Annotated in this window: 26 protein-coding genes and 1 tRNA gene; 13 read left to right on the top strand and 14 right to left on the bottom strand. The window is 65.5% G+C overall.

Features of this window, described 5'->3' with window-relative positions:
* Nucleotides 1-95: 95 nt before the first annotated feature.
* From dcd to ACTJI5_RS03160, 4 genes are read right to left on the bottom strand one after another with little or no spacing between them, the layout of a single operon-like run.
* Nucleotides 96-650, bottom strand: coding sequence for a dCTP deaminase (gene dcd / locus ACTJI5_RS03175; protein ID WP_058536307.1), 555 nt, complete (start codon nucleotides 648-650; stop codon nucleotides 96-98).
* A gap of 38 nt (nucleotides 651-688) precedes the next feature.
* The gene (locus ACTJI5_RS03170) at nucleotides 689-1,138 is read right to left on the bottom strand and encodes a cytidine deaminase (RefSeq protein WP_440859388.1); all 450 of its coding nucleotides are present in this window, start codon (nucleotides 1,136-1,138) and stop codon (nucleotides 689-691) included.
* Nucleotides 1,138-1,890: a GH25 family lysozyme gene (locus ACTJI5_RS03165; protein ID WP_440859387.1), complete on the bottom strand. Its 753-nt coding sequence runs from the start codon at nucleotides 1,888-1,890 to the stop codon at nucleotides 1,138-1,140. Before ACTJI5_RS03165 ends, ACTJI5_RS03170 begins: the two co-directional genes overlap by 1 nt.
* Nucleotides 1,891-1,892: 2 nt before the next feature.
* Nucleotides 1,893-2,390: a UPF0262 family protein gene (locus ACTJI5_RS03160; protein WP_058536310.1), complete on the bottom strand. Its 498-nt coding sequence runs from the start codon at nucleotides 2,388-2,390 to the stop codon at nucleotides 1,893-1,895.
* Nucleotides 2,391-2,517: 127 nt separating this feature from the next.
* Here ACTJI5_RS03160 and ACTJI5_RS03155 point away from each other — a divergent pair, with 127 nt between their 5' ends.
* Both ACTJI5_RS03155 and ACTJI5_RS03150 read left to right on the top strand, forming a co-directional pair.
* Nucleotides 2,518-4,029, top strand: coding sequence for a replicative DNA helicase (locus tag ACTJI5_RS03155; protein WP_439512005.1), 1,512 nt, complete (start codon nucleotides 2,518-2,520; stop codon nucleotides 4,027-4,029).
* Nucleotides 4,030-4,093: 64 nt separating this feature from the next.
* A complete protein-coding gene (locus ACTJI5_RS03150; protein WP_439511700.1) occupies nucleotides 4,094-4,384 on the top strand; it encodes a GIY-YIG nuclease family protein in 291 nt (96 codons plus the stop codon).
* A gap of 91 nt (nucleotides 4,385-4,475) precedes the next feature.
* Here ACTJI5_RS03150 and ACTJI5_RS03145 read toward each other — a convergent pair whose 3' ends face one another.
* From ACTJI5_RS03145 to astD, 6 genes are all read right to left on the bottom strand, one after another.
* The gene (locus ACTJI5_RS03145) at nucleotides 4,476-5,279 is read right to left on the bottom strand and encodes a phosphoadenylyl-sulfate reductase (RefSeq protein ID WP_440859386.1); all 804 of its coding nucleotides are present in this window, start codon (nucleotides 5,277-5,279) and stop codon (nucleotides 4,476-4,478) included.
* Entirely contained in the window at nucleotides 5,272-5,685 is a 414-nt protein-coding gene (locus ACTJI5_RS03140) for a DUF934 domain-containing protein (RefSeq protein ID WP_439511702.1), read from the bottom strand. Before ACTJI5_RS03140 ends, ACTJI5_RS03145 begins: the two co-directional genes overlap by 8 nt.
* The gene (locus tag ACTJI5_RS03135) at nucleotides 5,678-7,309 is read right to left on the bottom strand and encodes a nitrite/sulfite reductase (protein ID WP_440859385.1); all 1,632 of its coding nucleotides are present in this window, start codon (nucleotides 7,307-7,309) and stop codon (nucleotides 5,678-5,680) included. Before ACTJI5_RS03135 ends, ACTJI5_RS03140 begins: the two co-directional genes overlap by 8 nt.
* 1 nt (nucleotide 7,310) lies before the next feature.
* Nucleotides 7,311-7,607 (bottom strand): DUF2849 domain-containing protein, encoded by a 297-nt coding sequence (locus tag ACTJI5_RS03130; RefSeq protein WP_058536316.1) that lies wholly within the window; start codon nucleotides 7,605-7,607, stop codon nucleotides 7,311-7,313.
* On the bottom strand, nucleotides 7,604-8,392 hold the full coding sequence (gene cobA, locus ACTJI5_RS03125; RefSeq protein ID WP_440859384.1) for a uroporphyrinogen-III C-methyltransferase: 789 nt from the start codon (nucleotides 8,390-8,392) through the stop codon (nucleotides 7,604-7,606). Before cobA ends, ACTJI5_RS03130 begins: the two co-directional genes overlap by 4 nt.
* 77 nt (nucleotides 8,393-8,469) lie before the next feature.
* Entirely contained in the window at nucleotides 8,470-9,915 is a 1,446-nt protein-coding gene (gene astD / locus ACTJI5_RS03120) for a succinylglutamate-semialdehyde dehydrogenase (protein ID WP_440859383.1), read from the bottom strand.
* A 169-nt stretch (nucleotides 9,916-10,084) separates the two neighbouring features.
* Between astD and ACTJI5_RS03115 the strand changes: the two genes are divergently transcribed.
* The 4 genes from ACTJI5_RS03115 (at nucleotide 10,085) to ACTJI5_RS03100 (ending at nucleotide 13,999) form a co-directional block, all read left to right on the top strand.
* Entirely contained in the window at nucleotides 10,085-10,990 is a 906-nt protein-coding gene (locus ACTJI5_RS03115) for an alpha/beta fold hydrolase (protein ID WP_440859382.1), read from the top strand.
* Nucleotides 10,987-12,129 carry a glycosyltransferase family 4 protein gene (locus ACTJI5_RS03110; RefSeq protein WP_440859381.1) on the top strand — a complete coding sequence of 381 codons (1,143 nt, stop codon included), beginning with the start codon at nucleotides 10,987-10,989 and terminating at the stop codon, nucleotides 12,127-12,129. Before ACTJI5_RS03115 ends, ACTJI5_RS03110 begins: the two co-directional genes overlap by 4 nt.
* Nucleotides 12,130-12,228: 99 nt before the next feature.
* Complete coding sequence (locus ACTJI5_RS03105) at nucleotides 12,229-13,632, top strand: NAD(P)H-dependent flavin oxidoreductase (protein WP_440859380.1); 1,404 nt, start codon at nucleotides 12,229-12,231, stop codon at nucleotides 13,630-13,632.
* Nucleotides 13,633-13,675: 43 nt separating this feature from the next.
* A complete protein-coding gene (locus ACTJI5_RS03100) occupies nucleotides 13,676-13,999 on the top strand; it encodes a hypothetical protein (RefSeq protein WP_440859379.1) in 324 nt (107 codons plus the stop codon).
* 53 nt (nucleotides 14,000-14,052) lie between these two features.
* Here the strand turns inward: ACTJI5_RS03100 and ACTJI5_RS03095 are convergent, their stop codons facing one another.
* Nucleotides 14,053-15,051 carry a 2-hydroxyacid dehydrogenase gene (locus ACTJI5_RS03095; RefSeq protein WP_058536323.1) on the bottom strand — a complete coding sequence of 333 codons (999 nt, stop codon included), beginning with the start codon at nucleotides 15,049-15,051 and terminating at the stop codon, nucleotides 14,053-14,055.
* A gap of 125 nt (nucleotides 15,052-15,176) precedes the next feature.
* Between ACTJI5_RS03095 and ACTJI5_RS03090 the strand changes: the two genes are divergently transcribed.
* Nucleotides 15,177-15,638 (top strand): SH3 domain-containing protein, encoded by a 462-nt coding sequence (locus ACTJI5_RS03090; protein ID WP_440859378.1) that lies wholly within the window; start codon nucleotides 15,177-15,179, stop codon nucleotides 15,636-15,638.
* 56 nt (nucleotides 15,639-15,694) lie between these two features.
* On the opposite strand, the gene ACTJI5_RS03085 is transcribed toward ACTJI5_RS03090, so the two are convergent.
* The 3 genes from ACTJI5_RS03085 to ACTJI5_RS03075 form a co-directional block, all read right to left on the bottom strand.
* Nucleotides 15,695-16,162 (bottom strand): DUF1090 family protein, encoded by a 468-nt coding sequence (locus ACTJI5_RS03085; protein ID WP_058536325.1) that lies wholly within the window; start codon nucleotides 16,160-16,162, stop codon nucleotides 15,695-15,697.
* Nucleotides 16,163-16,509: 347 nt separating this feature from the next.
* The gene (locus ACTJI5_RS03080) at nucleotides 16,510-17,697 is read right to left on the bottom strand and encodes an acetyl-CoA C-acyltransferase (protein WP_440859377.1); all 1,188 of its coding nucleotides are present in this window, start codon (nucleotides 17,695-17,697) and stop codon (nucleotides 16,510-16,512) included.
* A 123-nt stretch (nucleotides 17,698-17,820) separates the two neighbouring features.
* Nucleotides 17,821-18,606 carry a DUF3108 domain-containing protein gene (locus ACTJI5_RS03075; protein ID WP_440859376.1) on the bottom strand — a complete coding sequence of 262 codons (786 nt, stop codon included), beginning with the start codon at nucleotides 18,604-18,606 and terminating at the stop codon, nucleotides 17,821-17,823.
* A 356-nt stretch (nucleotides 18,607-18,962) separates the two neighbouring features.
* Between ACTJI5_RS03075 and ACTJI5_RS03070 the strand changes: the two genes are divergently transcribed.
* From ACTJI5_RS03070 to ACTJI5_RS03045, 6 genes are all read left to right on the top strand, one after another.
* A complete protein-coding gene (locus tag ACTJI5_RS03070; RefSeq protein WP_440859375.1) occupies nucleotides 18,963-20,414 on the top strand; it encodes a coniferyl aldehyde dehydrogenase in 1,452 nt (483 codons plus the stop codon).
* Between the two features lie 54 nt (nucleotides 20,415-20,468).
* A tRNA-Leu gene (locus ACTJI5_RS03065) sits at nucleotides 20,469-20,553 on the top strand.
* Nucleotides 20,554-20,884: 331 nt separating this feature from the next.
* Nucleotides 20,885-22,306, top strand: coding sequence for an efflux transporter outer membrane subunit (locus ACTJI5_RS03060; protein WP_440859374.1), 1,422 nt, complete (start codon nucleotides 20,885-20,887; stop codon nucleotides 22,304-22,306).
* Nucleotides 22,303-23,613 (top strand): efflux RND transporter periplasmic adaptor subunit, encoded by a 1,311-nt coding sequence (locus tag ACTJI5_RS03055; RefSeq protein WP_440859373.1) that lies wholly within the window; start codon nucleotides 22,303-22,305, stop codon nucleotides 23,611-23,613. Before ACTJI5_RS03060 ends, ACTJI5_RS03055 begins: the two co-directional genes overlap by 4 nt.
* Nucleotides 23,610-24,341: an ABC transporter ATP-binding protein gene (locus tag ACTJI5_RS03050; RefSeq protein ID WP_058536331.1), complete on the top strand. Its 732-nt coding sequence runs from the start codon at nucleotides 23,610-23,612 to the stop codon at nucleotides 24,339-24,341. Before ACTJI5_RS03055 ends, ACTJI5_RS03050 begins: the two co-directional genes overlap by 4 nt.
* 8 nt (nucleotides 24,342-24,349) lie before the next feature.
* Nucleotides 24,350-25,549, top strand: coding sequence for an ABC transporter permease (locus ACTJI5_RS03045; RefSeq protein WP_440859555.1), 1,200 nt, complete (start codon nucleotides 24,350-24,352; stop codon nucleotides 25,547-25,549).
* Nucleotides 25,550-25,552: the final 3 nt, after the last annotated feature.

Genomic DNA, 25,552 nt, shown 5'->3' with positions numbered 1-25,552 from the left:
CATCCCGGCGAAGGCCGGGATCCCGCCGGTGCGTTATAACGATAGGTCGAGATCCCGGCCTTCGCCGGGATGACGGAAATGTGAAGGAGCGCTGCTTATAGCTTGGGCAGCGTGACGCCCTTTTGCCCCATATATTTGCCCGCGCGGTCGGCGTAGCTCGTCTCGCACGGCTCATTGCCCTGCAGGAAGAGGAACTGGCACGCGCCTTCATTCGCGTAGATTTTGGCGGGCAGGGGGGTGGTGTTCGAAAATTCGAGCGTCACATGGCCTTCCCAGCCGGGCTCGAGCGGGGTGACGTTCACGATGATGCCGCAGCGCGCATAGGTCGACTTGCCGAGGCAGATGACGAGGATATCGCGCGGGATGCGGAAATATTCGACCGTGCGCGCGAGTGCAAAGCTGTTCGGCGGAATGATGCAGACGTCGGTTTCGCGGTCGACGAAATTCTTCGGATCGAAATCCTTGGGGTCGACGGTGGTCGAATCGATATTGGTGAAGATCTTGAACTCGGGCGCGACGCGCGCGTCATAACCGTAGGAGGAGAGGCCGTAGCTGATACAGCCGTCGCGGCGTTGCGCCTCGACAAACGGTTCGATCATGCCCTGCGTCTGGGCGGCTTCGCGAATCCAGCGGTCGGAAAGAATGGCCATGGTGTCTCTTGTCGGTCCTGCAAGGGTTGCGCAAGCGGTCAGTCGATGAGGCCAAGATCCTTGGGACCGAAGGCGGCCGGCAGCAATTGGCTGAGGCGGTAGGTCATGACCTCCTTGCCGTCGCCCGAGGCGCAATGGACGAGGATGTCGGTCTTCGACCGCTCGGCGGCTTCGTTGAGGATCTGGCGGCAGCGGCCGCACGGATTGACCGGGTCGGTGCCCAGCAATTCGTCGCCATGAGGGCGCCCGCCGACGATCGCGACCTCGGCGAGTTCGCCGATCCAGCCCTCGTTGACGATTTTCGCCACCGCCACGGTTTCGGCGCAGAGGGTGAGGCCATAGCTGGCGTTCTCGACATTGGCCCCGGTGACGACATCGCCATTCTTTAGCAACAGCGCCGCGCCGACGTGGAAGCCCGAATAGGGCGCGTAGGCGCGGCTCGCGGCGTCGCGCGCGGCGTCGATCAGGGCATCACGGTCCTCGCTCATCACATCTCTCCTTGCGGGCGCAGCGCGTTCCAGCCGACGGTGCCTTCGGCGCCCGACAGGCGCACGTAATCATTCGCCTGCCACATCGCCCAGGGGTGCGCGCCATAATCGGGTTCGAAGAAATCGCGGCGCAGCCAGATGGTGCGCGCAATGCCCTGCGTCACCTTGTAATCGCTCTCGAACGCCGGGCCGGGGGCGATCACACTCTGCTTGCCCGTATGCGCCTCGATCTGCGCGAGGAACGTGGCAAGTTCGGAGAGCAAAAGCGCGCGCGTCGGCCGGTCGGGGCAGCGGTCGTCATAATCGAGCCAGACGACCGCGGGCAGCGCGTCGGCGCGGCGCGGGACGTGGCGGATGAAATTGGCGGCCTGATCGGTCGCGAGCTGGCAGAGGCTGTAGCGGTGGATCGCGCCCGCCTGCACGCCGGCCTCACGCGCGCCCGTCATGTTGCGGGCGAACTTCGGGTCGACCGCGGCCGAACCGTCGGTTCCCATGATATAGGCAAAATCGGCGCCCGCGGCCTTGATCGACCCCCAACGGACATCGCCGTTGCCCGCGTCGATCGTGACGCCCTGCGTCGGATAGAGCGTGCGGTCGGGGGTCCAGCGCGCGGCCCACCAGAGTGCAAGGCCGGCGGCGAGGAGCAGGAGCACGATCGCGGCGCCGATCCGGCGCAGCAGGTGCGCTGCCGCGGCGCGCCACGCGCCGGCGATCTGTGCCGCCTTTCCGCCCCTGATTGCCCCCGTCGCCATCGTCAGCCCTTGATGTGCAGCACGCAGATCAGCGTGAACAATCGTCGCGCCGTGTCAAAATCGACCGCGATCTTGCCGTCGAGCCGGTCCATCAGCATCTCGGCCGCCTCGTTATGCAGGCCGCGCCGCGCCATGTCGACGGTTTCGATCTGCTGCGCGGTCGAGGTCTTGATCGCCTGATAATAAGAGTCGCAGATCGCGAAATAGTCGCGGATCGGCCGGCGGAAACGCCCGAGCCCGAGGATGATCGCCTCGAGCGGCGAACCATCTTCGCGTGAGATTTCAAAGATCAACCGGCCGTCCTCGACACGCAGCATCAAACGGTAAGGACCGGCATAGCCATCCGCATGGCCGCGCTGCGGCACGAATTTATTGTCTTCGATGAGGTCGAAGATCGCGACGCGGCGTTCCTGCTCGACGTCGGGATTGCGCCAGACGATCGACCCCTCGTCGAGTTCGACCGAAATGATCCGTTGTTTCGAGGGGTCTGCGTGGCTCATGCTGTCCGTGCTTCTACTTGGCCGGGGGCGAAGGGCAAGCCGACTTATTCACAGCATTCCACAGTTATGATAAGCTAGGCGACATCGCCGGTTGCGCCGCCTCGGGCACCGGCCCATGAAGACAGCGATGCCCGAACTAGCCCTTATCCCGACCGCCGTCGCCAGTGGTGACGCGCGCCAAATGCCGCGTAATATCGAGGCCGAGGCCGCGTTTCTCGGGGCGATCCTCATCGACAACCGAGTCGTCGAGGATCTGCCCGTCGCGCTCAACCCCGAACATTTCTTCGAACCGCTCCACGGCCGCATCTTCCAGCAGACGATGGCGCTGATCGAGCGCAACAGCATCGCGACCCCGGTGACACTCAAGCCCTATTTCGAGGCCGACGAGGCGATGAAGGCGGTCGGCGGGGTCGGTTACCTCGCGCAGCTCACCGGCAGCGGCGCGGGCCTCATCGGCGCGCGCGACTTTGCGCGCCAGATTTTCGACCTCGCCTTGCTCCGCGAACTCGCGGGCGTCGGGCGCACGCTCGTCGACAATGCGCTCGACACCAGCGAACGCGTCGATCCGCAGGCGCAGATCGAAGAGGCCGAAACCGCGCTCTATCGCGTCGCGGGGGGCGAGGCCGAGATGGGATCGGTCAAAAGCTTCAACCAGGCGAGCCTCACCGCGCTGCAGGCGGCCGAGCGCGCGCTCAATTCGGGCGGGCATCTGTCGGGGATCACGACCGGCATCGGCAGCATGAACGCCAAGATCGGCGGCATGCACAATTCGGACTTGATGATCCTTGCCGGACGTCCGGGCATGGGCAAGACGTCGCTCGCGACCAATATCGCGTATAACGCCGCCGAGCGCTTTCGCCGCGACGAGGATGACGGCATCCCGCCCGAGAAGAATATGGGCGCGAAGGTCGCTTTCTTCAGCCTCGAAATGTCCGCCGACCAGCTCGCGACGCGCGTGCTCGCCGAACAATCGGGGGTGTCGGGCGAGGCGCTGCGCATGGGCAAGATCAGCAAGGAGCAGTTCCAGCAACTGAGCCGCGCGGCGCAGCAACTTCAGACCTTGCCGCTGTTCATCGACGATACGCCCGGCCTGACGATCGCGGGTCTCCGCACCCGCGCGCGGCGCCTCCAGCGGCGCCACGGCATCGGCTTCGTCATCGTCGACTATCTCCAGCTGCTCCAGGGTTCGTCGAAGAGCGGCGACAATCGCGTGCAGGAAATTTCGGAAATTTCGCGTGGTTTGAAGACGCTGGCGAAGGAACTTCATGTACCTGTGATGGCGCTGTCGCAGCTCAGCCGTGCGGTCGAAAGCCGCGAGGACAAGCGCCCGCAGCTGTCCGACCTTCGTGAATCGGGCTCGATCGAGCAGGACGCCGACATGGTGCTCTTCGTGTTCCGCGAGGATTATTATGTCGCGGCGAAGGAGCCCAAGCGCCCGGTCGAGGGCGACGATGTGAAGATCCACGCGCAGCATGAGGAATGGGCGGCCGAAATGGAGCGTGTCTTCGGCCTTGCCGAAGTGATCGTCGCGAAATCGCGCCACGGCTCGACGGGCAAGATCCGCATGCACTTCGAGGCGAAGACGACCAAGTTCAGCGACCTCGCCGACGACAGCATGGCGTTCGAGGATTATGAGTGAGGCAGAATAATCGTCATCCCAGCGAAAGCTGGGATCGCTAGCGTCCTTGCGCTAAGCGGCGTGCATGAAGCGAGGCGGCTGGGTCTATATTATGACCAATAAACGCGGCGGCGTTCTCTATATCGGCGTTACCGCAGACATCGCAGCGAGAGTTTTTCAACATAAGACAGGCCAAGGCTCGGCCTTCTGCCGAAAATATGGGCTAACGAAGCTTGTGCTGGCCGAAGAGTATCCAACGATCGACGAAGCGATCATCCGTGAAAAGGCAATGAAAGCTTGGAAACGCCAATGGAAAATCGAACTGATCGAGGCCAGCAATCCTGATTGGGGTGATCTGGCCGCCACCTCAATCTAGTCCAATCCGTCGTTCCTGCGGAAGCTAGAAACCGCCATCATTGCCAAACACGGCCAGCGATCCCAGCTTTCGCTGGGATGACGAAGTTTTTTCAGAACGCCGGGTCGTTCGCCGGATCGTCGTCGATCGGCGTGACTTCGGTGTGAATGCCGCATTCGGTCTTGTCCCAGCCGCGCCAGCGGCCCGAGCGCGGGTCTTCGCCCGGCTTGACCTTCGACGTGCACGGCGAGCATCCGATCGAGGGATAGCCTTCGGCCTCGAGCGGGTGGCGCGGCAGGTCGTGCGCCTCGAAATAGGCGTCGAGCTGTTCGCGCGTCCAGTTGGCGAGCGGGTTGAATTTCAGGCGCCCGGTTGAACCGTCGAGTTCGAAGCGCGCGAGCCCCTGCCGCGTCGACGACTGGAAACCCTTGCGGCCGGTGATCGAAGTATCGAAATCGGTCAGCGCCTTTTCGAGCGGCTTGACCTTGCGGATTTCGCAGCAGCCGTCGGGGTCGTACGACCAGCGCAGTTCGGTCGCGTCCTTCGCGGCGAGGTCTTCGGCGTCGGGCGTCAGGTTGACGATATTGAGCCCGAGCTTCGCGGCGAGTTCGTCGCGGTAGGCGAGCGTTTCGGAGAAATGCTTGCCGGTATCGAGGAACAGCACGGGCATGTCGGGCGCGGCGCGCGTCACCAGATGCAGCAGCACCGCGCTTTCGGCGCCGAAGCTCGAGACGATTCCGGTTTCGCCGAGCAGCCCCGCGCCGATCACGCTCGTCACCACTTCGGCGGCGTCCTGCCCGCGGAAGAGATTGTTCAGGCGAATGACGTCGGCTTGGGTGAAGCGCGGCGCCACGTCGATCCGGTCGCGGGTGCGGTCTTCGCTGCCTTTGCGCGGAGAGGTCTTCACGTCAGCCATGCCTCAGCTTCCAGATCGGCACCGCGCCGTCGGCGGCGCCCTGATAATGTTCGGGCCAGCGCCCCAGCGCCGCCTCGACATCCGCGGCGTTGAGCTCCTTTTCGGGCGCAAAAGTATCGAAGCCGCAGCGCTTCATATAGGCGATCTGGTCGACGAGGACGTCGCCTTGCGCGCGCAGCTCGCCGGCGTAGCCGGCTTCGCGGAGGATGCGCGCCGACGAATAGCCGCGGCCGTCGCGAAACTTGGGGAAGGCGACTTCGATCAGCGCGAGCCGGTCGAGATGCGGGATCAGCGCGCGCGCGTCCTCATCGGGTTCGAGCCGCACCGCGGTCGCGTTCGACTGCGACAGGAAGGCGTCGAGGGTGACCGCGGGTTCTTCGCCGTCCGAATGGATATGCTCAACCATAGATCGCCTCCTTGAAGGGGGCCATGCCGACGCGGCGGAAGGTGTCGACGAAACGCTCGCCCTCGGTGCGTTCGGCGAGATATTTGTCGGTGACGCGCTCGATTGCATCGACGACGCCATCCTCGTCGAAGCCGGGGCCGGTGATCGTGCCGAGGCTGACGTCCTCCGCGCCCGATCCGCCGAGCGACAGCTGGTAGTTTTCGGTGCCTTTGCGGTCGACGCCGAGGATGCCGATGTGGCCGGCATGATGGTGACCGCAGGCGTTGATGCAGCCCGAAATCTTGAGCTTGAGCTCGCCCAGTTCCTTCTGGCGGCCGAGGTCCGAAAAGCGCGTCGCGATTTTCTGCGCGACGGGGATCGAGCGCGCGTTGGCGAGGCTGCAATAGTCGAGCCCGGGGCAGGCGATGATGTCGCTGATCAGGTCGAGGTTCGGCGTTGCGAGCCCCGCGGCGTCGAGCGCCTGCCAGACGGCGTACAGATCGGCCTTGCGGACGTGCGGCAGCACGATGTTCTGCGCGTGGGTGACGCGGAGTTCATCATGGCTGTATTTCTCGGCGAGGTCGGCCATCAGGTCGATCTGCGCCGATGACGCATCTCCGGGGATGCCGCCGATGGGCTTCAGGCTGATGTTGACGATCGCATGGCCCGGCGCCTTGTGCGCGGCGACATTCTGGTCGACCCAGACGGCGAAATCGGGATCGCTGCGGTCGATCGCGTCGGGCGCCGAGGCGTCGAGCGGCGGCGGCGCGAACTGCGCCGCGATGCGGTCGAATTCGGCCTTCGGCGGGTCGATGCCCAGCGACTTCACATGCTTGAACTCTTCCTCGACCTGGCGGCGATATTCGTCGGCGCCGAGTTCGTGGATCAGGATCTTGATCCGCGCCTTGTAGATATTGTCGCGGCGGCCGTAGCGGTTGTAGACGCGCAGGCACGCCTCGGCATAGCTCAGCATGTCGTCGAGCGGCACGAAATCCTTGATCAGCGGCGCGATCATCGGGGTGCGGCCCATGCCGCCGCCGACGTAGAAGGCGGCGCCGTGCTGCCCGTCCTTCTCGACGATCTGGATGCCGATGTCGTGAAGCCGCATCGCGGCGCGATCTTCGTTGGCCGCGATCACGGCAATTTTAAACTTGCGCGGCAAATAGCTGAATTCGGGGTGGAAGCTCGACCATTGGCGGAGTAGCTCGGCCCACGGGCGCGGATCGGTGATTTCGTCGTCGGCGGCGCCGGCCCACTGGTCCGAGCTGATGTTGCGGATGCAATTGCCGCTCGTCTGGATCGCGTGCATTTCGACCGACGCCAGATCTTCGAGGATCGCCGGCGCATCCTCCAGCTTGATCCAGTTATACTGGATATTCTGGCGGGTGGTGAAATGGCCGTAATCGCGGTCGTACTTGCGCGCGATGTGCGCGAGCATGCGCATCTGGCGGCTATCGAGCGTGCCATAGGGCACCGCGACGCGCAGCATATAGGCGTGAAGCTGGAGATAGAGGCCGTTCATCAGCCGCAGCGGCTTGAACTGGTCCTCGGTGATTTCGCCCGCAAGGCGGCGGCGGACCTGGTCGCTGAATTCGGCGACGCGCGCATCGACCATCGCATGGTCATATTCGTCATATTTATACATGTCAGATCACCCAGTCGCCGGCCGCGGGGTCGGCGGGTTTTAACGTCAGGTCGGGGCGCACGGTCGGCCCCAATGCGCGGATACGGTCCTTGATGTGCGCGGGGCGCGGGCCGTCGGCGGTTTGTTCGCCGTTGATGATATAGGGGGCGTTGACGCGGCGCGCGCCTTCTTCGGCGGCAAGGATCGCCTCGCCCGCCTCGCCGACGTCGGCGGCGTCCTCGATATGCAGCGACCAGTCGGCGCCGGTCCACCAGGTGACAAATCCTGTTTTCAGGTCATTGCCCGTGAGCAGCTTCATGTGAAATCCCTTATTTGAGCGGCAACGCCCGGCGCGCCGAGGCAGTCGAGCGCGTCGGCGCGCGCCGCGACCTTGCCGACCACGATCAGCGCGGGGCTTTTAACTTTCTCGCGTACGACAAGGTCGCCGAGATCGGTGAGCAGCGAGCGGAGCACCCGTGCCTCGGCGGTGGTGCCGCGCTCGATGACCGCTACGGGCAGACCCGGCGAAACGCCATCGGCGATCAGCTTGTCGGCAATGGCAGACGCAGTCGCGAGGCCCATGTAGATGACGAGTGTGCGGCCATGCCCCGCGAGCCCCGACCAGTCCTGGTCGGTCAGATCCTTGCACTGGCCGGCGACGAAGCTGACCGCGCTCGCATCCTCGCGGTGGGTGAGGGGGAGGCCCGCCTGCGCCGCGCAGCCCGCGGCGGCGGTGATGCCGGGGACGGTTTCGACCTCGACGCCCGCTTCGCGCGCGGCGTCGAGTTCCTCGCCGCCGCGGCCGAAGATGAACGGGTCGCCGCCCTTGAGGCGCACGACCTGCTTGCCCGCGAGCGTTTCGCGGACGAGCAGTTCGTTGATCAGTTCCTGCTTCATCGTGTGACGGCTGCGCTGCTTGGCAACGCTGATCCGCTCGACATGCGGCGGGATCAGCGCGAGCACGCCCTCGCCGACAAGCCCGTCATGGACGACAAGGTCGGCACTTTCGAGCAACCGCGCGGCGCGCAGCGTCAGCAGATCGGGATCGCCGGGACCGGCGCCGACGAGCCAGAGCTTGCCTGCAGGAGGGAGAGTCTTTTCCATGCACCGTAGATGGTCGTCCGGCTCCCGCATGGCAAAGCAGGCTTTTTTGACACCGGTGAAGGTAAAATTGGGGTGGCCTAAAGGTAGTTCTTGGTCACCAGTTGCGAGCCTTCGGGATCGCGTAGTCCGACGCCGATCGACGCGCGCATCGCATCGCTCTCCGCCGACGCTACGGGATAGGCGCAATAGTCGGCGGCGTAGAAGGCGCTGGGCCGATGGTTGCCCGACAGGCCGATGCCGCCAAAGGGTGCGGCGGACGACGCGCCATTGGTCGGGCGGTTCCAGTTGATCACGCCCGCGCGAGCATTGGCCCAGAACTGGTCGTAAAGCTGCGGCGTGCCGCCGATCAGCGACGCCGACAGGCCGAAGGCGGTGTTGTTCGCCTCGGCGATCGCGGCTTCGAAACTGTCGACGCGGACCAGCTGGAGCAGCGGGCCGAACAGTTCGATATCGGGGCGCTCGGGCATCGCGGTGACGTCGATGATCCCGGGCGTGAGGAAAGGGCGGCCTGCGACCGGACGGGTCATGTGGCGGATCACCTTGCCGCCGTTCGACATCAGGATCAGGAAGCTTTCGGTCAGGCCGTCTGCAGCTTCGTTGTCGATAACCGGACCCATATAGGGCGCGGGATCGGCGTGCGGATGATCGACGATCAGGCGGTTCGCGAGGCCGCAAACCTCCTCGATCAGTTTGTCGGCGAGGCTGTCGCGCACGATCAGGCGGCGCGCATTGCTGCACCGCTGCCCGGCGCTGAGGAAGGCCGACTGGACGACGATGATCGCGGCGGTGCGGAGGTCGGCGGTGTCCCACACGACGATCGGGTTGTTGCCGCCCATTTCGAGCGCGAGCATCTTGCCGGGCTGGCCCGCGAACTGGCGGTTGAGCGCGAGGCCGGTGCGCGCCGAGCCGGTGAAGAGCAATCCGTCGATGCCCTCGTGCCCCGCGAGCGCCTTGCCCGTTTCGGGGCCGCCGACGATCAGGCGCAGCACCTCTTGCGGCACGCCCGCGCTATGGAAGAGCTCGACGAGCTTCGCGCCGACCGCCGGGGTCTTTTCCGACGGTTTGAACAGCACCGAATTGCCGGCGATCAGCGCGGGAACGATATGCCCGTTCGGAAGATGCGCAGGAAAATTATAGGGGCCGAGCACCGCGACCGCGCCGTGCGGCTTGTGCCGCACCGCATTGCGCAGTCCCATCGCGCCCTCGATACGGCGGTTGGGGGTGCGCTCGGCATAGGCTTTGACCGAAATATCGACCTTGTTACAGACCGATTCGACCTCGGTGCGCGCTTCCCAGAGTGGCTTTCCGGTTTCGCGCGCGATCAGGTCGGCGAACGCCTCGCCCTCGGCCTTCACGCGGTCGACGAAACGGCGCAGCGTTTCGGTGCGGAAGGACACGGGTTTCGCGGCCCATTCGGGCCAGGCGCGGCGCGCGATCGCGACCTCGTCGTCGATATTGCTGACCGGACCGCGCCAAAGTTCTTCGCCGGTTGCGGGTTCGAAGGAAAGCAGGGTCTCGCTCATGGTCGCTCGGCTCTTATCGGCGAAAGCGGATGGCGGCAACCTGTGGCGGGAATAGGTCCTGACCCTAAGCGACGGATTGCTTGCACCGCGCGGCGTGGTTGGCGATAGACGCTGAGATTGAGTCCCGCTTGCCGGGGCGAGCCAACGCCGAACAAGGGGACGTGCCATATTGGCCCAGCAGGATGCAAAGCAGGATGGGCACCGCGACTGGTCGGACCACTATTGGTGGTCGTCCGACGGCGTCCGGCTGCACGCGCGCGTTTATGCCGGGCCGGAGGGAAGCGAAAGCGCGCCGCCGCTGCTGTGCATGCCGGGCCTTGCGCGCAACGCCCGCGATTTCGAGGATCTCGCGCCGCACCTCGCGCAGTATCACAAGGTCATCGTGATCGAATTCCGCGGGCGCGGCGAAAGCGCCTTTGCCAAGGACCCGATGACCTATGTTCCGCTGACCTATGTGCAGGACGTCGTCGCGATGCTGGACGAGCTGGGCATCGAGCGCTTTGCGGCGATCGGCACCTCGCTCGGCGGGCTGGTCGCGATGCTGCTCGCCGCGGCGCTGCCCGGGCGGCTGGTCGGTGCGGTGCTGAACGACGTCGGCCCCGAACTCCAGACCGCCGGGCTGGAACGGATTCGCGATTATATCGGTGCGGGCGGCAGCCAGCCGACGTGGATGCATGCGGCGCGCGCGTTCGCCGAACTCAATGGCGCGGTCTATCCGGGGTATGAAATTCACGACTGGCTGCGGCTGACCAAGCGGACGCACCGGCTGACCGCCGAAGGCCGCATTGTCACCGATTATGACAAGCAGATCGCGGCGCCGCTGCGCGTCCCCGGCGGCGGCGATGCCGCGATGGACCTGTGGCCGGTGTACCGCGCGCTGGGCGACGTTCCGCTGCTGATCCTGCGCGGCGAACTGTCGGACATTCTCGCGCGCTCGGCGGGCGAGAAGATGGTCGCCGAACTTCCGCGCGCGCGACTGGTCGAGGTGCCCGGGGTCGGGCACGCGCCGACGATGGACGAGCCCGCGGCGCGGGCCGCGATTGATGCCTGGGCGGCGGAATTGCCCGCTGCGTGACCGGCAACCGTCCCGTTCGTCTGCTCCATCTCCATTCGAGCTTCTCGCTCGGCGGCAAGGAGGCGCGCGCCGTCCGGCTGATGAATTTGATGGGCGCACGCGCACGCCATACCATCCTGTCGGCGGTGCCTGAGGCTTTGGGCGCGCGCGAGGCGATCGATCCGAAGGTCGACGTCGATTTTCCGACCGATGCGCCGCCGTTGCACGGCAAGCCCGGACCGGCGCGCTACCGCGACCTTGCGCGCTATATGCAGCAATTCGACCTGATCCTCAGCTATAATTGGGGGTCGATGGACGGAGTGATGGCACACCGGTTGTTGGCGCCTTTTCGCGACCTGCCGCCGCTGATTCACCATGAAGACGGCTTTAACGAGGATGAGAGCGTCCGGCGCAACTGGAAGCGGAGCGGCTTTCGCCGCCTCGCGCTGCCCACCGCCGAGGCGCTGGTTGTGCCCTCGGCGCTGCTCGAGCGGATCGCCGCGGACGAATGGGGCGCACGGCGGCGCACGGTGCTGATCCGCAACGGGATCGACGTCGCGGCCTATGAAGCCAAGCCCTCGGTCGCGATCCCGGGGCTCGAACGCCGCGAGGGCGAGGTGGTGATCGGCACCGTCGCCGGGTTGCGCAAGGTCAAGGATCTGCCGCGGCTCGTCCGCGCGGTTGCGGCGCTGCCTGCGCATGTCCGGCTGGTCATCGTCGGCGAGGGGCCCGAAGGCGCGGCGATCGCGGCCGAAGCAGCGGCTTGCGGGATGGGCGAGCGGCTGGTGATGCCGGGCTTCATGGCCGAACCTGCGCGCTGGATCGGTCATTTCGATCTGCTGGCGCTATCCTCGCGCAGCGAACAGGCGCCGATTGCGGTGATCGAGGCGATGGCGGCGGGGCTGCCGGTGGTCAGCCCCCAGGTCGGCGATGTTGCGGCGATGGTGGCTGCGGAAAATCGCCGTTTCATAGCGGCGGACGAAGCCGGGTTCCGCGCGGCGCTGGCCGAATTCGCGCGCGACGCAACGCTGCGTGCGCAGGTTGGCGCGGCGAACCGGCGCATCGCTGCCGAGCAGTTCGACGAAACAACCATGGTCGCCGCCTATGAAAATCTCTATGGTCGGGCGCTTGCAGGGCGCCGCCTTTTCTCCGGGGACTAGGCGGCCCACCCATTGACTTTCACGGCCGTGTTCCGCTTACGGAAACGGCCAAGGGGGCCGGTACGCGGGACGCGACCGGTGGAGAGAAAGAGATTTAGAATGTTCAAAGGTTTGAAGCCCATCCTTTACGGCGGACGCGAAGTCTGGCCGCTGGTCGAGGGTGGAAAGGGTGTTTCGGCGACCAACCATATGTCGAGCGGCGCATGGGCCGCTGCGGGCGGGATCGGCACCGTGTCGGCGGTCAACGCCGACAGCTATGACGCCGAAGGCAAGATCATTCCGCAGGTCTATCACTCGCTGACGCGCAAGGAACGCCACGAAGAGCTGATCCAATATGGCATCGACGGCGCGGTCGCGCAGGTCGAGCGCGCCTATGAGGTGTCGGGCGGCAAGGGCGCGATCAACATCAACGTGCTCTGGGAAATGGGCGGCGCGCAGCAGATTCTTGAAGGCGTGCTCGCGCGGACCAAGGGGATGGTCGCCGGGGTCACGTGCGGCGCGGGCATGCCGTACAAGCTCAGCGAAATCGCCGAGCGCCACAATGTGATGTACCTCCCGATCATCAGCTCGGCGCGCGCTTTCCGCGCGCTCTGGAAACGCGCGTATCACAAAGTCCCGCATCTGCTGGGCGCGGTGGTTTACGAAGATCCGTGGCTCGCGGGCGGCCATAACGGCCTGTCGAACGCCGAAGACCCGCTCGTCCCGCAGGATCCCTATCCGCGCGTCGCCGCGGTGCGCGAGACGATGCGCGCCGAAGGAATCGCCGACAGCGTGCCGATCGTGATGGCAGGCGGCGTCTGGTATTTGCGCGATTGGGAGAACTGGATCGACAATCCCGAACTCGGCCAGATCGTCTTCCAATACGGCACGCGGCCGCTGCTCACCGAGGAAAGCCCGATTCCGCAGGCGTGGAAAGACCGCCTCCGCACGCTCGACGACGGCGACGTGCTGCTTCATCGCTTCTCGCCGACGGGTTTCTATTCCAGCGCGGTGCGCACGCCGTTCCTGCGCGACCTCGAAGCGCGCTCCGAACGCCAGATTCCTTATTCGAAGCAGGAAGCCGGCGATCATATTGTCCAGCTCGACGTCGGGGTGAAGGGCAAGAATTTCTGGGTCACCCCGCACGACCGCGCGCGGGCGCGCGACTGGTTCGCCGAGGGCTATACCGAGGCGCTGAAGACTCCCGACAACACGGTCGTGTTCGTGACCGAGGCCGACAAGGCGGTGATTCGCAAGGACCAGACCGATTGCATGGGCTGCCTGTCACACTGCGGCTTTTCGTCGTGGAAGGACCATGACGACTACACGACGGGCTACCTCGCCGATCCGCGCAGCTTCTGTATCCAGAAGACGCTGCAGGACATCGCGCACGGCGGCGATCCCGAGCAAAATCTGATGTTTGCGGGCCATGCCGCATTCAATTTCAAGACCGATCCCTTTTACTCGAACAATTTCACCCCGACGGTGAAGCAGCTCGTTGATCGGATTTTGACGGGGGATTGATAAGGCCTGCGCCGCCTCTGCGAGAATGGATGGACATGGTTGCATGACGCACATCTGGCGAATGGCGGCGGTAGCCGCGGCGCTGACTCTCGGGACCCTCGGCGCGGAGGGCGCGCTTGCCGAGACCCCCGCCGAGCGTGCCTGGCGCAACTATGAACTGCTCCGCAGCGGCGCCAGGTCGCTGCGCGACCTCAGCGATGCCGAGCGGCGCGAACTGGCCGCTCTCGAGCAATTGATGCGCGACGGCGATAGCGTGGACCGGCGAACGCCGCGGCAACGCTGCATCGATGAAGAGGTCGCGCGCGAAGGGAAGCCGCCAAGCGAACTCGCGATGCGGGTGATCGACCTCAAGTGCAGCCAACGCTGACGCCCCGCATGGCGTAGCGATCGGCAACGCGATTTCGCGTTGGAACGCTGCCGTCAGGCCCACCCCTCCAGCACCTGATCGGGCGGACGGTGGCCGTCGCACCAGGCGCGGATGTTGGCGATGACCTTTTCGCCCGAGGCTTCGCGGCCTTCGATCGTCGCCGAGCCGAGGTGCGGGAGCAACACGACGTTCTGGAGCGCGAGCAGCGCGGGGTCGACCGCGGGCTCGTGGGTGTAGACGTCGAGCCCGGCGCCGGCGATGCGGCCGGTCTGGAGCGCCGCGACCAGCGCCTTTTCGTCGACGATCTCGCCGCGCGCGGTGTTGATGAGATAAGCGGTCGGCTTCATCGCGCCGATGCGTGCGGCGTTGACCATCTCGTGCGTTTCGGCGGTGTGCGGGCAGTGGATCGTCACCACGTCGCTGATCCGCAGCAGTGTGTCGACGCTGGCGTGATAGCTTGCGCCCAGTTCCTCTTCGATCGCCTCGGGCAGACGGCGGCGGTTGTGATAATGGATCGACAGGCCGAACGCACGCGCGCGGCGCGCGACCGCAAGGCCGATGCGCCCCATGCCGATGATGCCGAGCAATTTGCCGCCGACGCGGTGGCCGAGCATCGCGCTCGGCGCCCAGCCCGCCCATTGGCCCGACCGCATCAGTTTCTCGCCTTCGGCGAGCCGGCGCGGGACGCTGAGGATTAGCGCCATCGTCATGTCGGCGGTGTCCTCGGTGAAGACGCCGGGCGTGTTCGACACCATGATTCCCTTGGCGCGCGCGGCGGCGAGGTCGATATGGTCGACCCCGGCGCCGAAATTGGCGATCAGTTTCAGCCGGTCGCCCGCGGCGTTGATGATATCGGCGTCGATCTCGTCGGTCACCGTCGGCACGAACACGTCGCAGTCGGCAACGGCGGCCTTCAATTCGTCGCGGGTAAAAGCTTCGTCGCGCGCCGACAGCGACACGTCGAACAATTCGGCCATGCGGCCTTCGACATGCGGCATCAACTGGCGGGTGACGATGACGCGCGGGCGTTTCGGACGGGATGAATCGGGCATGGCCGCCGATAGAGCGCGCCGATGCTTGAGGGTCAAGGGGGAGCGGCGCGGATAACTGTGGACGGTGGACCGTTTGCGACGCGCGACCGGTTGATAATGGCCGCCGATTTTGACAAGGGTCGGTTATGACCAGCCGTAAATTTGCAATGATATTGCTCAGCCTTGCCATAGTGGGTCCGGCGGCGGCGCAATCCGACCCTGTCCCTCTACCCTATTGGGCGTCGATCAGCGTCGACGAGGCGCGCATGCGCAAGGGGCCGTCGCCCGATGTGCCCGTCATATGGGAATATCGGCGCAAGGACCTGCCGGTAAAGGTCGTCGCGCGCTTTGAAACCTGGCGCAAGATCGAGGATCCCGACGGGACGCAGGGCTGGATGGCGGCACGCTTGCTCAGCCGGACACGCACCGCGATCGTGACCGGAGACATCCGCCCGCTTCGCGAAGACGCCAGCCTTTCGGCGGCGGTCGCCTATCGCGCCGAGCCCGGCGTCGTCGGCCGGATCACCGATTGCAAGGACGGCTGGTGCCTGTTCGACGTCAAGGGCCGCAAGGGCTGGATCCAGACCGATCATATCTGGGGCGACTGATCGCCACAGAAAAAGGGCCGGACGGTTTCCCGCCCGGCCCGTTCATTCGTTAAAGCTTAGCGCCGCCAGTTGAAGTGGTTGCGGTACACCTTCACCACCCGGCCGTTGCGCTCGTTGACGAGCAGCAGGTCGTTATAGTGACGCACATAAGTCAGGTTGCGACCCGCGCGCGGCACGCCCCAGCGGTTGTCCCAGCTCGGGCGATAGGCCGGAGCGTAATAGTTGGGGCGCAGGGTCGAACCGATACGGAACTGCTGATAGCGGAACGGCGCGCGATAGTTCGAATAGCGGCGATCCTGGCGCCAGTCGCGATGGTCTTCGCGCAGTTCCTGGCGCGCGTCACGATATTCGCGGCGTTCCTCGCGCACATCGTCGCGGTCGCCGTAACGCTGAGCGTGACGCAACTCGCGCTGCTCTTCGCGGACGTCGCGGCGATCTTCGCGGATCTCGCGGGTCTGCGCCTGCGCCATCGCGGGAACCATCATCGCGGCGATCAGGCCGGCGGTGAGAAATTTGCTCTTCATTGTGCCATTCCTTTTCAGTCGGTCAGGGGGAGGGGATCTGCCCGATGACAAACATGGAATAGGCGAGCGCATTTGAACGGAGCCGGAATGCGCCGTTTATTTTCAGGACATTAGTGTCGCAAATTGTCGCGGCTAATACGACGAAACGGCGCCGTCTTGCGACGGCGCTGTGGAACTTTCGCGATGGGCGCAAAAGCCCTCCCTCTTGATGGGGGAGGGTTGGGTGGGGGTGACGCCTCGGGCGTCGGCCAGCGCCGCACCATCACCCCTGCCGCTGCGACTAAGCGGCTCGCCGATGGCGACCCGCCCAGTCTCGCTGCCTCCCCCATCAAGGGGGAGGGGGAATGTCAGACCAGCTCGACCGCTACCGCGGTCGCTTCGCCGCCGCCGATGCACAGGCTGGCGATGCCCCGCGTCTTGCCGTGGCGCTGGAGCGCGGCGATCAGCGTCGTGATGATGCGCGTGCCGCTGGCGCCGATGGGGTGACCAAGCGCGGTCGCGCCGCCGTGGACGTTGATCTTCTCGTGCGGGATGCCGAGGTCGTGCATCGCGAACATCGCGACGCAGGCAAAGGCTTCGTTGACTTCGAACAGGTCGACGTCGCCGATGGTCCAGCCGGTCTTGGCGAGCAGCTTGTTGATCGCGCCGACGGGGGCGACGGTGAAATCCTTCGGCTCCTGCGCGTGCGCGGCGTGCGCGACGAGGCGGGCGACGGGCTTCGCGCCCTTGGCGTCGGCGACCGACTGGCGGGTGAGGACAACGGCGGCGGCGCCGTCCGAAATCGACGAGCTGGTCGCAGCGGTGATCGTGCCGTCCTTGGCAAAGGCGGGCTTCAGCGTCGGGATCTTGTCGGGCATCGCCTTGCCGGGCGCTTCGTCGGTGTCGACGACGACGTCGCCCTTGCGGCCGGCGATGGTGACCGGCGCGATTTCACTGGCGAAGGCGCCGTCGCTGATCGCGCTCTTGGCGCGGCTCAGCGATTCGAGCGTGTAATCGTCCTGCGCCTGACGGCTGAGCTGGTAGGCGTCGGCAGTATCCTGCGCGAAGGTGCCCATCGCACGGCCGGCTTCATAGGCGTCTTCCAGACCGTCGAGGAACATATGGTCATAGGCGGTATCATGGCCGATGCGCGCGCCCGAGCGATGCTTCTTGAGCAGGTAGGGCGCATTGGTCATCGATTCCATGCCGCCCGCGACGATCAGGTCGACGCTGCCCGCGGCGAGCGCTTCGGCGCCCATGATCACGGTCTGCATGCCCGAACCGCACACTTTGTTCACGGTCGTTGCCTGCACCGACTTGGGCAGGCCCGCCTTGATCGCGGCCTGCCGCGCCGGCGCCTGGCCGAGCCCGGCGGGAAGTACACAGCCCATGTAAATGCGCTCGATATCGTCGCCCGACACGCCCGCGCGCTCGACCGCCGCCTTGACCGCGGTCGCGCCGAGATCGGTCGCGCTCGCGTCCGACAGGCTGCCCTGCATGCTGCCCATTGGGGTGCGGGCGTAGGAGAGGAAAACGACGGGATCGGTGGCGGTCATGGCGAAAGACTCCGTAGGGGAAAGATACGTCGGCGGCCCGATTAGCGACTTTGCTGCACTTGCGAAAGGGGGCAGCATCGGCATCGCCATTTGGTGGCGATCAAAAAATTTGCCACCGGTCGATCATTCGGACGGAAGCAGCACCTTGTAGAGCGTAGGCTGGCCGGGTGTGCGCTGCTCGACCTTGAGCACCGCCTGGCTGTCCTTGGCAACCCAGAATCGGCCGGTTGCGCCGCGACCATAGTCGAGGGTCACGACCCAGCACTCAACCCGACGCCCCCCGAATGCGACCGGTTCGGAGCCGGTGACGCTGATGGCATAGGCTTGCGGCGCCCCGCCGCCGGGGTGATAGAAGGGGATGCGCGCCGCATAGCCTTCGCGCCAGGGCAGCGTGGTCATCATCTCGATGTCGGTCTCGAAGTTGAACGTCCCTGTCGGCGTGGCGACGTCGAGCGCGGCAAGGCGGTTGTCGGTGACGGCCGCATCCCCGCGCACATGCCCGGGCGTGAACAACACGCCGGCAACGGCGGTCGTCGTGGCGTCGATGAACCGGGTCCGATGCGAGAGCGGGCGGAAGGTTTCATTCTCGAACCAGCTATCGAGCCGCCGTTCGGATTGGCCGATACCCTCCCAGATCTGCGTGATGTGGAGCCGCCGCTCGCCGGTCACCGGGTCGGGATCGAACGCGATCGTCCGGCTCCAGAGGTCGACGATCGTCCGCCGGTCACCGCGCACGGCGTAGCGAAGATAGCGCGAGGTTCCCGGGCGCAGCCGATCGAAGCGGGGCAGGGGCTGGCCAACCGCGAGCAATTCGTCCGACGCCGTTGCGGTCGGATTCTGGGCCAGGACGATCGGGACGGGAGCCAGCCCTGTCAGAAGAAAGCCGAGCAGGACGACGGAAGTTCGCATGACATTGCCCCTATGACGGATCGCGCGACGCTAGGGCGGGATCGCGTCCGGGCAATTTCCCCTCGACGAAACACATGTCTGCTTCGGTCAACGTCGCCAGCGCCCGCGGAATTGCGGTGACGGTTTGCTTTGCTCCAATTTACCGCTGCCTGAAAAACCGCTGTCCTACAAAAGTCCGCCACACTAGCCTCCTCCGCATGTCCCGAAAAGGAGCTTTGCCAGGCCGCGATTCCAGTGTGAAGTTGCGCAGTTTTCCGCCACTTCGCCAAATCGAAACTGGCGCTCGCAGCGGGTTTCAACTTGCAACCTGCCCTTTGCCATGGTGAAACGGGTGAAAGGGTAGTGGGAGAAAGATAATGGCGACGGTCGCAAGCGAAATTGACGGTGAAACACAGCGTATGCACAAGGTGCTCGCAGCGCAAAAGGCGAGCTTTACCGCGGCGATGCCCGAAAGCCTGAGCGTCCGCGCCGACCGCATCGACCGTGCGGTCGCGCTGCTCGTCGACAATAAAGAGGATTTCGCGAAGGCGGTGAGCGAGGATTTCGGTCATCGCAGCCGCGAACAGACGCTGATGACCGACATCATGCCCTCGGTCAGCGCCTTGAAGCATGCGAAAAAGCATATGGCGAGCTGGTCGAAGGGTGAGAAGCGCAAGCCGACTTTCCCGCTCGGCATGCTCGGCGCGAAGGCCGAGGTTGTCTATCAGCCGAAGGGCGTCGTCGGCATCGTCGCGCCGTGGAATTTTCCGGTCGGCATGGTCTTTGTGCCGATGGCGGGGGTGCTCGCGGCGGGCAACCGCGCGATGATCAAGCCGTCGGAGTTCACCGAGAATGTCTCGGCGCTGATGGCGCGGCTGGTCCCCGACTATTTCGACGCGAGCGAAATGGCGGTGTTCACAGGCGATTCCGATGTTGGCGTCGCTTTCTCGAAGCTCTCCTTCGACCATATGATCTTCACCGGCGCGACGAGTGTCGGGCGCCACATCATGCGCGCCGCCGCCGATAATCTGGTGCCCGTGACGCTCGAACTGGGCGGCAAGTCGCCGACCTTCGTCGGGCGCAGCGCGAACAAGGATCTTGTGGGCCAGCGCGTCGCGCTCGGCAAGATGATGAACGCGGGGCAGATCTGCCTCGCACCCGACTATCTGCTCGTCGCCGAGGATCAGGAAGGCGCGGTGATCGACAGCGTCACCAAGGGCGCGACCGCGCTCTATCCGACCTTGCTCGCCAACGACGACTACACGTCGGTCGTCAACACGCGCAATTACGACCGCCTGCAATCCTATCTCGCCGACGCGCGCGAGAAGGGCGCCGAGGTGATCGAGGTCAATCCGGGCGGAGAGGATTTCGCGAGTTCGAACGGCCACAAGATGCCGCTCCACATCGTGCGCAACCCGACCGACGACATGAAGGTGATGCAGGAGGAAATCTTCGGCCCGATCCTGCCGGTGAAGACATACAAGCATATCGACGACGCGATCGACTATGTGAACGCGAACGACCGCCCGCTCGGCCTCTATTATTTCGGGCAGGACAAGAGCGAGGAGGACCGCGTGCTGACGCGGACGATCTCGGGCGGGGTGACGGTCAACGACGTCCTGTTCCACAATGCGATGGAGGATCTGCCGTTCGGCGGGGTCGGACCGTCGGGGATGGGCAATTATCACGGCATCGACGGTTTCCGCACCTTCAGCCACGCGCGCGCCGTCTATCGCCAGCCGAAGCTCGACGTCGCGGGGCTCGCGGGCTTCAAGCCGCCCTATGGCAAGGCGACCGCGAAGACGCTCGCGAAAGAGCTCAAGAAATAGCTTGGCAAAATGCGGCGCTTCGCCTTAGGGAAGCGCCGCGCTTCGCGCCCACGGGCCCCTGTGGTGAAATTGGTAGACGCGCCGCACTCAAAATGCGGTTCCGCAAGGAGTGCTGGTTCGAGTCCGGCCAGGGGCACCAATAACGCTTGATTTCGATGAAGCGTGACATCGAGCCGGCGAGTGCGGCCGGCTCCGCAAGGCGCATCGATCCGCCAACAGCGCGAAGTGGAAACCGGTTGCGGGCGGCGAGGATGCCGACAGCATCAGCCTGGTCGTCGGGGTGAATCCGTGGTTCTAGCCTCGCCCGGCGCGGGCCGATTGGGCTAGAGAATTAGAAATAGAAGAGAAATGCTTGCGATCCGGGGCGATTTGATATTGTCTCGCCCGGAAATTATGCCCATTCAATACATTATGACCTCACCGGTTTCACATGTGAAAATACCGGGGTTTCAACAGTTTTGAGGGGGCGCATGCGAAAAGCTGGAACGCATTGGCTGCTCGTTACGGCCCTTGCCGGCGGGCTGGCTGCCTGCGCCCCGACGTCCACGGGAACCCCTCCGCAGCCCGCCATCGCCTTGCCCGACCATTGGTCCGGCGACGCGCAGGCGCTTCCGGCGGATGCCGTGCGATACTGGACCCGGCTGAATGACTCGCTCGTCGACCGCCATGTCGAACGCGCGCTGGCGAACAACCGCGACGTGGCACAGGCGGCCGCACGCGTGGCGCAGGCACGCGCGGGCGTTCGCGCCGCGCGCGCCGGCTTCCTGCCGCAGATCGATGCCTCGGGCGGTGTCCGGCGCAACGTCGGCGATCTTGCCGACGATCGGCTGCAATTCTCGCTCGGCGCCGATGCGCAGTGGGAAATCGACCTGTTCGGCCGGATCGGCAATAATGTCGCGGCGTCGCGCGCCGACCTCGCGGCGGCGGGCTATGGCCTTGCCGACCTGCGGCGGCTGATCGCGGGACAAGTGGCGCAGGTGACGGTTTCGGCGCGCGCCTTGGCCGTGCAACGTGCGATCGCGCGCGAAACGCTGACAATCCAGGACGAAAATCTGCAGATCGCCCGCTGGCGGCTACAGGCTGGCCTCGTGTCGAGCCTCGACGTCGAGCAGGCGGCCGCGCAGCGCGCGCAGACCGCGGCCAGCATTCCCGCGCTCGAACGCGATTTCGCGCAGGCGGCGAACACCATTTCGACCTTGATCGGCGAACCGCCCGGCGCGGTGCGCGCGGCGCTGGACGCCGACGCCCGCGCGATCCCCGTTCCGCCCGAGGCGGCGGGGCTAGACACGCCCGCGGCGATCCTGCGGAGCCGGCCCGACGTGCGTCAGGCCGAAGCCGCGCTGCTCGCCGATACCGCGCGCATCGGCGTCGCGCGCGCACAATTGCTGCCGCTCGTGCGGCTGACGGGCAATATCGGAACCTCCTCGTTCGGGATCGGCAATCTGTTCGATGTCGTCACCGGCGGGTTGTTCGCCGGGGTCAGCCAGCTCATCTTCGACGGCGGACGCGCCCGCGCGCAGGTTGCAGGCGCAGAGGCCGCGGCGAAGGCGTCGCTCGCGGCGTGGGAGCAGGCGATCCTCGGCGCGCTCGAGGATGTGGAAAGCGCGGCGGTCGCATCGACAGCGGCGCGCGAGCGCGTCCTGCTTTTCGGCACGGCGCTCGAGGCCGCGAACAATGCCGCGCTGCTCGCGCGCAGCCAGTATCAGTCGGGGCTGATCGATTTCCAGACTTTGCTCACTGCCGAGAGCCAGTTGCTCGGCGCACGCAATGCGCTCGCCGCGAGCGAGGCCGAGCGTGCCAACGCCTTCATCGTGCTGAACCAGGCGCTCGGCGGCGGATCTAGCGATGCGAATTTGGGTCCGGACAGCCCGGACGGAGGAATATCACAATGACCGACACCGCGACCGAGCCGCAGGAGCTCGACGAATTCCTCGGCGCCAAGCCGCGCCCGCGCTGGCGGCGCTGGATGAAATATTGGCTGCCGGCGTTGCTCGTGCTTGTGGTGCTGCTCGGCGTTGCGACCTGCGCGCGCGGGGGCGGCGAACCCGAATATATCACCGAAAAGGTGGCCGAGCGCGCGCTGGTGCTCAGCGTGACGGCAACCGGCAATCTGCGCCCGACCAATCAGGTCGAGGTCGGGTCCGAAGTGTCGGGCAAGATCGACCATATCTATGTCGATGTGAACGACCGCGTGACGCAGGGGCAGGTGCTGGCACAGATCAACACCGACGTGATCGAGGATCAGATCACGCAGGCGCAGGCCAATCTGAACGCCGCGCGCGCGCAGGTGGCGCAGGCGCAGGCGACGCTCGACGTCGACCGGGCGCAGCTCGCGCGGCTGGAGAATGTCTTCCGCATCTCGGGCGGCAAGGTGCCCTCGCAGGTCGAGTTCGATCAGGCGAAGGGCGCGGTCAAACGCGACGTCGCGGCAGTCGCCGCGGCGAATGCGAACGTCCGCGCAGTCGAGGCGCAGCTGTCGACATCGATCACCAACCGCAACCGCGCGGTGATCCGCTCGCCGGTCTCGGGCGTCGTGCTCGCGCGGCAGGTCGAGCCGGGGCAGACCGTCGCGGCGAGCTTCAACACCCCGACCTTGTTCATCCTCGCCGAGGATCTCTCCGCGATGCAGCTCCGCGTCGAAATCGACGAAGCCGATGTCGGGCAGGTACGCGAAGGGCAGGGGGCGAGCTTCACCGTCGATGCCTATCCGGGCCGCCGCTTCCCCGCGCGCGTCGAGCGCGTCGATCAGGCATCGAGCAACACGGCCTCGCAGGCGAGTCAGCAGGCGACCGCCGCGACTGCAGGCAGCAACGCCGTCGTCAGTTACGAAGCGCGCCTCGCCGTCGCCAATGCCGAGGGTGTGTTGCGGCCGGGGATGACCGCCACCGCGACGATCGCGACGGGAAGCACGGGCAAGCAGCTTCTCGTTCCCAACGGCGCCCTTCGTTTCCAGCCCGACGCGAAAGAGAAGGGCGAGGCGAGCGTGCTCAATCCCGAAATCGGGCTCGAGCAGAATGAGCAGCGCGCGACGATCGGGGCGGGCAGCCGGCAGCGTGTCTGGGTTTTGCAGGCCGACGGCAAGCTGAAGCCGATCGATGTCGTCACGGGCGAGAGCGATGGGCGCCTGACCGCGGTGACGTCGAAGCAATTGCGCGCGGGCATGAAGGTCGTGACGGGCAAGGCAGCTGTGGCCCAGTGACCGCCAATCCGCCCTCGAAACCGCCGCTGATCGAGCTCGAAGGCATTACCAAGACCTTCGGCAAGGGCGAGGCGGCGTTTCAGGCGCTGAAGGGCGTCGATATGCGCGTCGAGCGGGGCGATTTCGTCGCGGTGATGGGGCCTTCGGGTTCGGGCAAGTCGACGACGATGAACGTCCTCGGCTGCCTCGACGTGCCGACGAGCGGCATCTTCCGCTTTCGCGGCGTCGAGGTACAGGCGCTCGACCGCGACCAGCGCAGCCTTTTGCGCCGCCGCTATCTCGGCTTCGTGTTTCAGGGCTTCAACCTGCTGGCGCGCACGACGGCGGTCGAGAATGTCGAACTGCCCTTGCTCTATCGCGGCGAGAAGAAGGCGGTGCGCCATGCCGCCGCGATGCGCGCGCTCGACCAGGTCGGGCTGGCGCCATGGGCCGATCATACCCCCGCCGAACTGTCGGGCGGCCAGCAACAGCGCGTCGCCATCGCGCGCGCGCTCGTCACCGAACCCGCGGTGCTGCTCGCCGACGAGCCGACGGGCAATCTCGATACCGAACGCTCGATCGAGATCATGCAATTGCTCACCCGATTGAACGGCGAAGGCATCACCATCCTGATGGTGACGCACGAAGAGGAAATGGCGGCGTTCGCGCGCACCGTGTTCCGGTTCCGCGACGGGCTGGTCGAAAGCGTCGAGCATCGCGCGCGGGCGATCGCCGGGGAGGCCGGCTGATGCTCGGCATGTTCGGCGCGACGCTGCTGCTCGCCTTCCGTGAAATCCGGCGACACCTGCTGCGCTCCTTCCTGACGACGCTCGGGATCATCATCGGCGTCGCGGCGGTGATCACGATGGTGACGCTGGGCAATGGCGTCACCGCGTCGGTCAAGAACCAGATATCCTCGCTGGGATCGAACGTGCTGATCGTCTTTCCGGTCCGCGGCGACCGCGGTGCGCCGCGGCCGTTCAAGCAGGACGACATCGATGCTGCGCGCAGCCAGATCGCCGGGGTCGAAGATGTGTCGGGCAGCGTCTCCTCCAGTGCCACGGCCTTCCACAACGGTCAGAGCTGGCAGACGAGCGTGCAAGGCGTCGAGAATGCCTTCCTCCGCGCCCGCTCGGTCGAGGTCGAGGACGGGCGCAGCTTCTCGGCCGAGGAAGAGAGTGCGGGCAAGAGCGTCTGTCTGATCGGCCCCAAGGTGCGGGCGGCGATCTTCGTTGCGGGTGCAAGCCCGCTCGGCGCGAAAGTCCGTCTCGACAATGTGTCGTGCACCGTGGTCGGTTTGCTTAAGGAACGCGGCGAGGGCGGGGGTCCCGATCAGGACGGCGACAATGTCGTGATGATGCCGCTCAAGACCGTGCAGCGACGCTTCACCGGTAACGACAACCTGCAATATTTCGTGATCAAATATGACAGCGCCTATGCGAGTACGACGATCCAGGCCTCGCTCGTCGCACTGCTGCGCGAACGGCGATTGCTTCAGGGCACCGCCGCCAACGACTTCAACGTCGTCGACACCGCGCAGGTCAATCAGGCGCTGGGCGCGGCGACCGGGGCACTGACCGCGATGGTAGCGGTGATCGCGGGGATCAGCCTGCTGGTCGGCGGGATCGGTATCATGAACATCATGCTCGTGTCGGTCACCGAACGGACGCGCGAGATCGGCATTCGCCTCGCGATCGGTGCGCTCGCGCGCGAGGTGCAGCTGCAGTTCCTGACCGAAGCCGTCGTCCTTTGCTGCTTCGGCGGCGTCGTGGGCATCGGGCTCGCCTTCCTGCTTTCGTGGAGCATGGCCGGGGTGATCGACGTCCCCTTCCTGTTCGATCCGCTGGTCAACGTGCTGAGCTTCCTTTTCTCGGCCTTGATGGGGATCACCTTCGGCTTCTATCCCGCGCGCCGGGCGTCGAAGCTCGATCCGATCGACGCGCTGCGGCACGAATGAAGG

Origin of the sequence: Sphingopyxis sp. 22461 (assembly GCF_052044915.1) — a bacterium.
Taxonomy (GTDB): Bacteria; Pseudomonadota; Alphaproteobacteria; order Sphingomonadales; family Sphingomonadaceae; genus Sphingopyxis.
The sequence above is the reverse complement of the archived record's forward strand: the minus strand, read 5'-3'. Positions and strand labels throughout refer to the sequence as shown.

Bases quoted from the DNA above. Each gene is read 5' to 3' on its own strand.
- ACTJI5_RS03150 (WP_439511700.1), top strand. From the start codon at position 4,094: ATGAAGCGAGGCGGCTGGGTCTATATTATGACCAATAAACGCGGCGGC.
- ACTJI5_RS03055 (WP_440859373.1), top strand. From the start codon at position 22,303: ATGACCGACACCGCGACCGAGCCGCAGGAGCTCGACGAATTCCTCGGC.
- ACTJI5_RS03085 (WP_058536325.1), bottom strand. From the start codon at position 16,162: ATGAAGAGCAAATTTCTCACCGCCGGCCTGATCGCCGCGATGATGGTT.
- astD (WP_440859383.1), bottom strand. From the start codon at position 9,915: ATGAGCGAGACCCTGCTTTCCTTCGAACCCGCAACCGGCGAAGAACTT.
- ACTJI5_RS03155 (WP_439512005.1), top strand. From the start codon at position 2,518: ATGCCCGAACTAGCCCTTATCCCGACCGCCGTCGCCAGTGGTGACGCG.
- ACTJI5_RS03080 (WP_440859377.1), bottom strand. From the start codon at position 17,697: ATGACCGCCACCGATCCCGTCGTTTTCCTCTCCTACGCCCGCACCCCA.
- cobA (WP_440859384.1), bottom strand. From the start codon at position 8,392: ATGGAAAAGACTCTCCCTCCTGCAGGCAAGCTCTGGCTCGTCGGCGCC.
- ACTJI5_RS03140 (WP_439511702.1), bottom strand. From the start codon at position 5,685: ATGGTTGAGCATATCCATTCGGACGGCGAAGAACCCGCGGTCACCCTC.
- ACTJI5_RS03045 (WP_440859555.1), top strand. From the start codon at position 24,350: ATGTTCGGCGCGACGCTGCTGCTCGCCTTCCGTGAAATCCGGCGACAC.
- ACTJI5_RS03165 (WP_440859387.1), bottom strand. From the start codon at position 1,890: ATGGCGACGGGGGCAATCAGGGGCGGAAAGGCGGCACAGATCGCCGGC.
- ACTJI5_RS03130 (WP_058536316.1), bottom strand. From the start codon at position 7,607: ATGAAGCTGCTCACGGGCAATGACCTGAAAACAGGATTTGTCACCTGG.
- ACTJI5_RS03135 (WP_440859385.1), bottom strand. From the start codon at position 7,309: ATGTATAAATATGACGAATATGACCATGCGATGGTCGATGCGCGCGTC.
- ACTJI5_RS03100 (WP_440859379.1), top strand. From the start codon at position 13,676: ATGACGCACATCTGGCGAATGGCGGCGGTAGCCGCGGCGCTGACTCTC.
- ACTJI5_RS03145 (WP_440859386.1), bottom strand. From the start codon at position 5,279: ATGGCTGACGTGAAGACCTCTCCGCGCAAAGGCAGCGAAGACCGCACC.
- ACTJI5_RS03070 (WP_440859375.1), top strand. From the start codon at position 18,963: ATGGCGACGGTCGCAAGCGAAATTGACGGTGAAACACAGCGTATGCAC.
- ACTJI5_RS03075 (WP_440859376.1), bottom strand. From the start codon at position 18,606: ATGCGAACTTCCGTCGTCCTGCTCGGCTTTCTTCTGACAGGGCTGGCT.
- ACTJI5_RS03060 (WP_440859374.1), top strand. From the start codon at position 20,885: ATGCGAAAAGCTGGAACGCATTGGCTGCTCGTTACGGCCCTTGCCGGC.
- ACTJI5_RS03095 (WP_058536323.1), bottom strand. From the start codon at position 15,051: ATGCCCGATTCATCCCGTCCGAAACGCCCGCGCGTCATCGTCACCCGC.
- ACTJI5_RS03160 (WP_058536310.1), bottom strand. From the start codon at position 2,390: ATGAGCCACGCAGACCCCTCGAAACAACGGATCATTTCGGTCGAACTC.
- ACTJI5_RS03090 (WP_440859378.1), top strand. From the start codon at position 15,177: ATGACCAGCCGTAAATTTGCAATGATATTGCTCAGCCTTGCCATAGTG.
- ACTJI5_RS03170 (WP_440859388.1), bottom strand. From the start codon at position 1,138: ATGAGCGAGGACCGTGATGCCCTGATCGACGCCGCGCGCGACGCCGCG.
- ACTJI5_RS03105 (WP_440859380.1), top strand. From the start codon at position 12,229: ATGTTCAAAGGTTTGAAGCCCATCCTTTACGGCGGACGCGAAGTCTGG.
- dcd (WP_058536307.1), bottom strand. From the start codon at position 650: ATGGCCATTCTTTCCGACCGCTGGATTCGCGAAGCCGCCCAGACGCAG.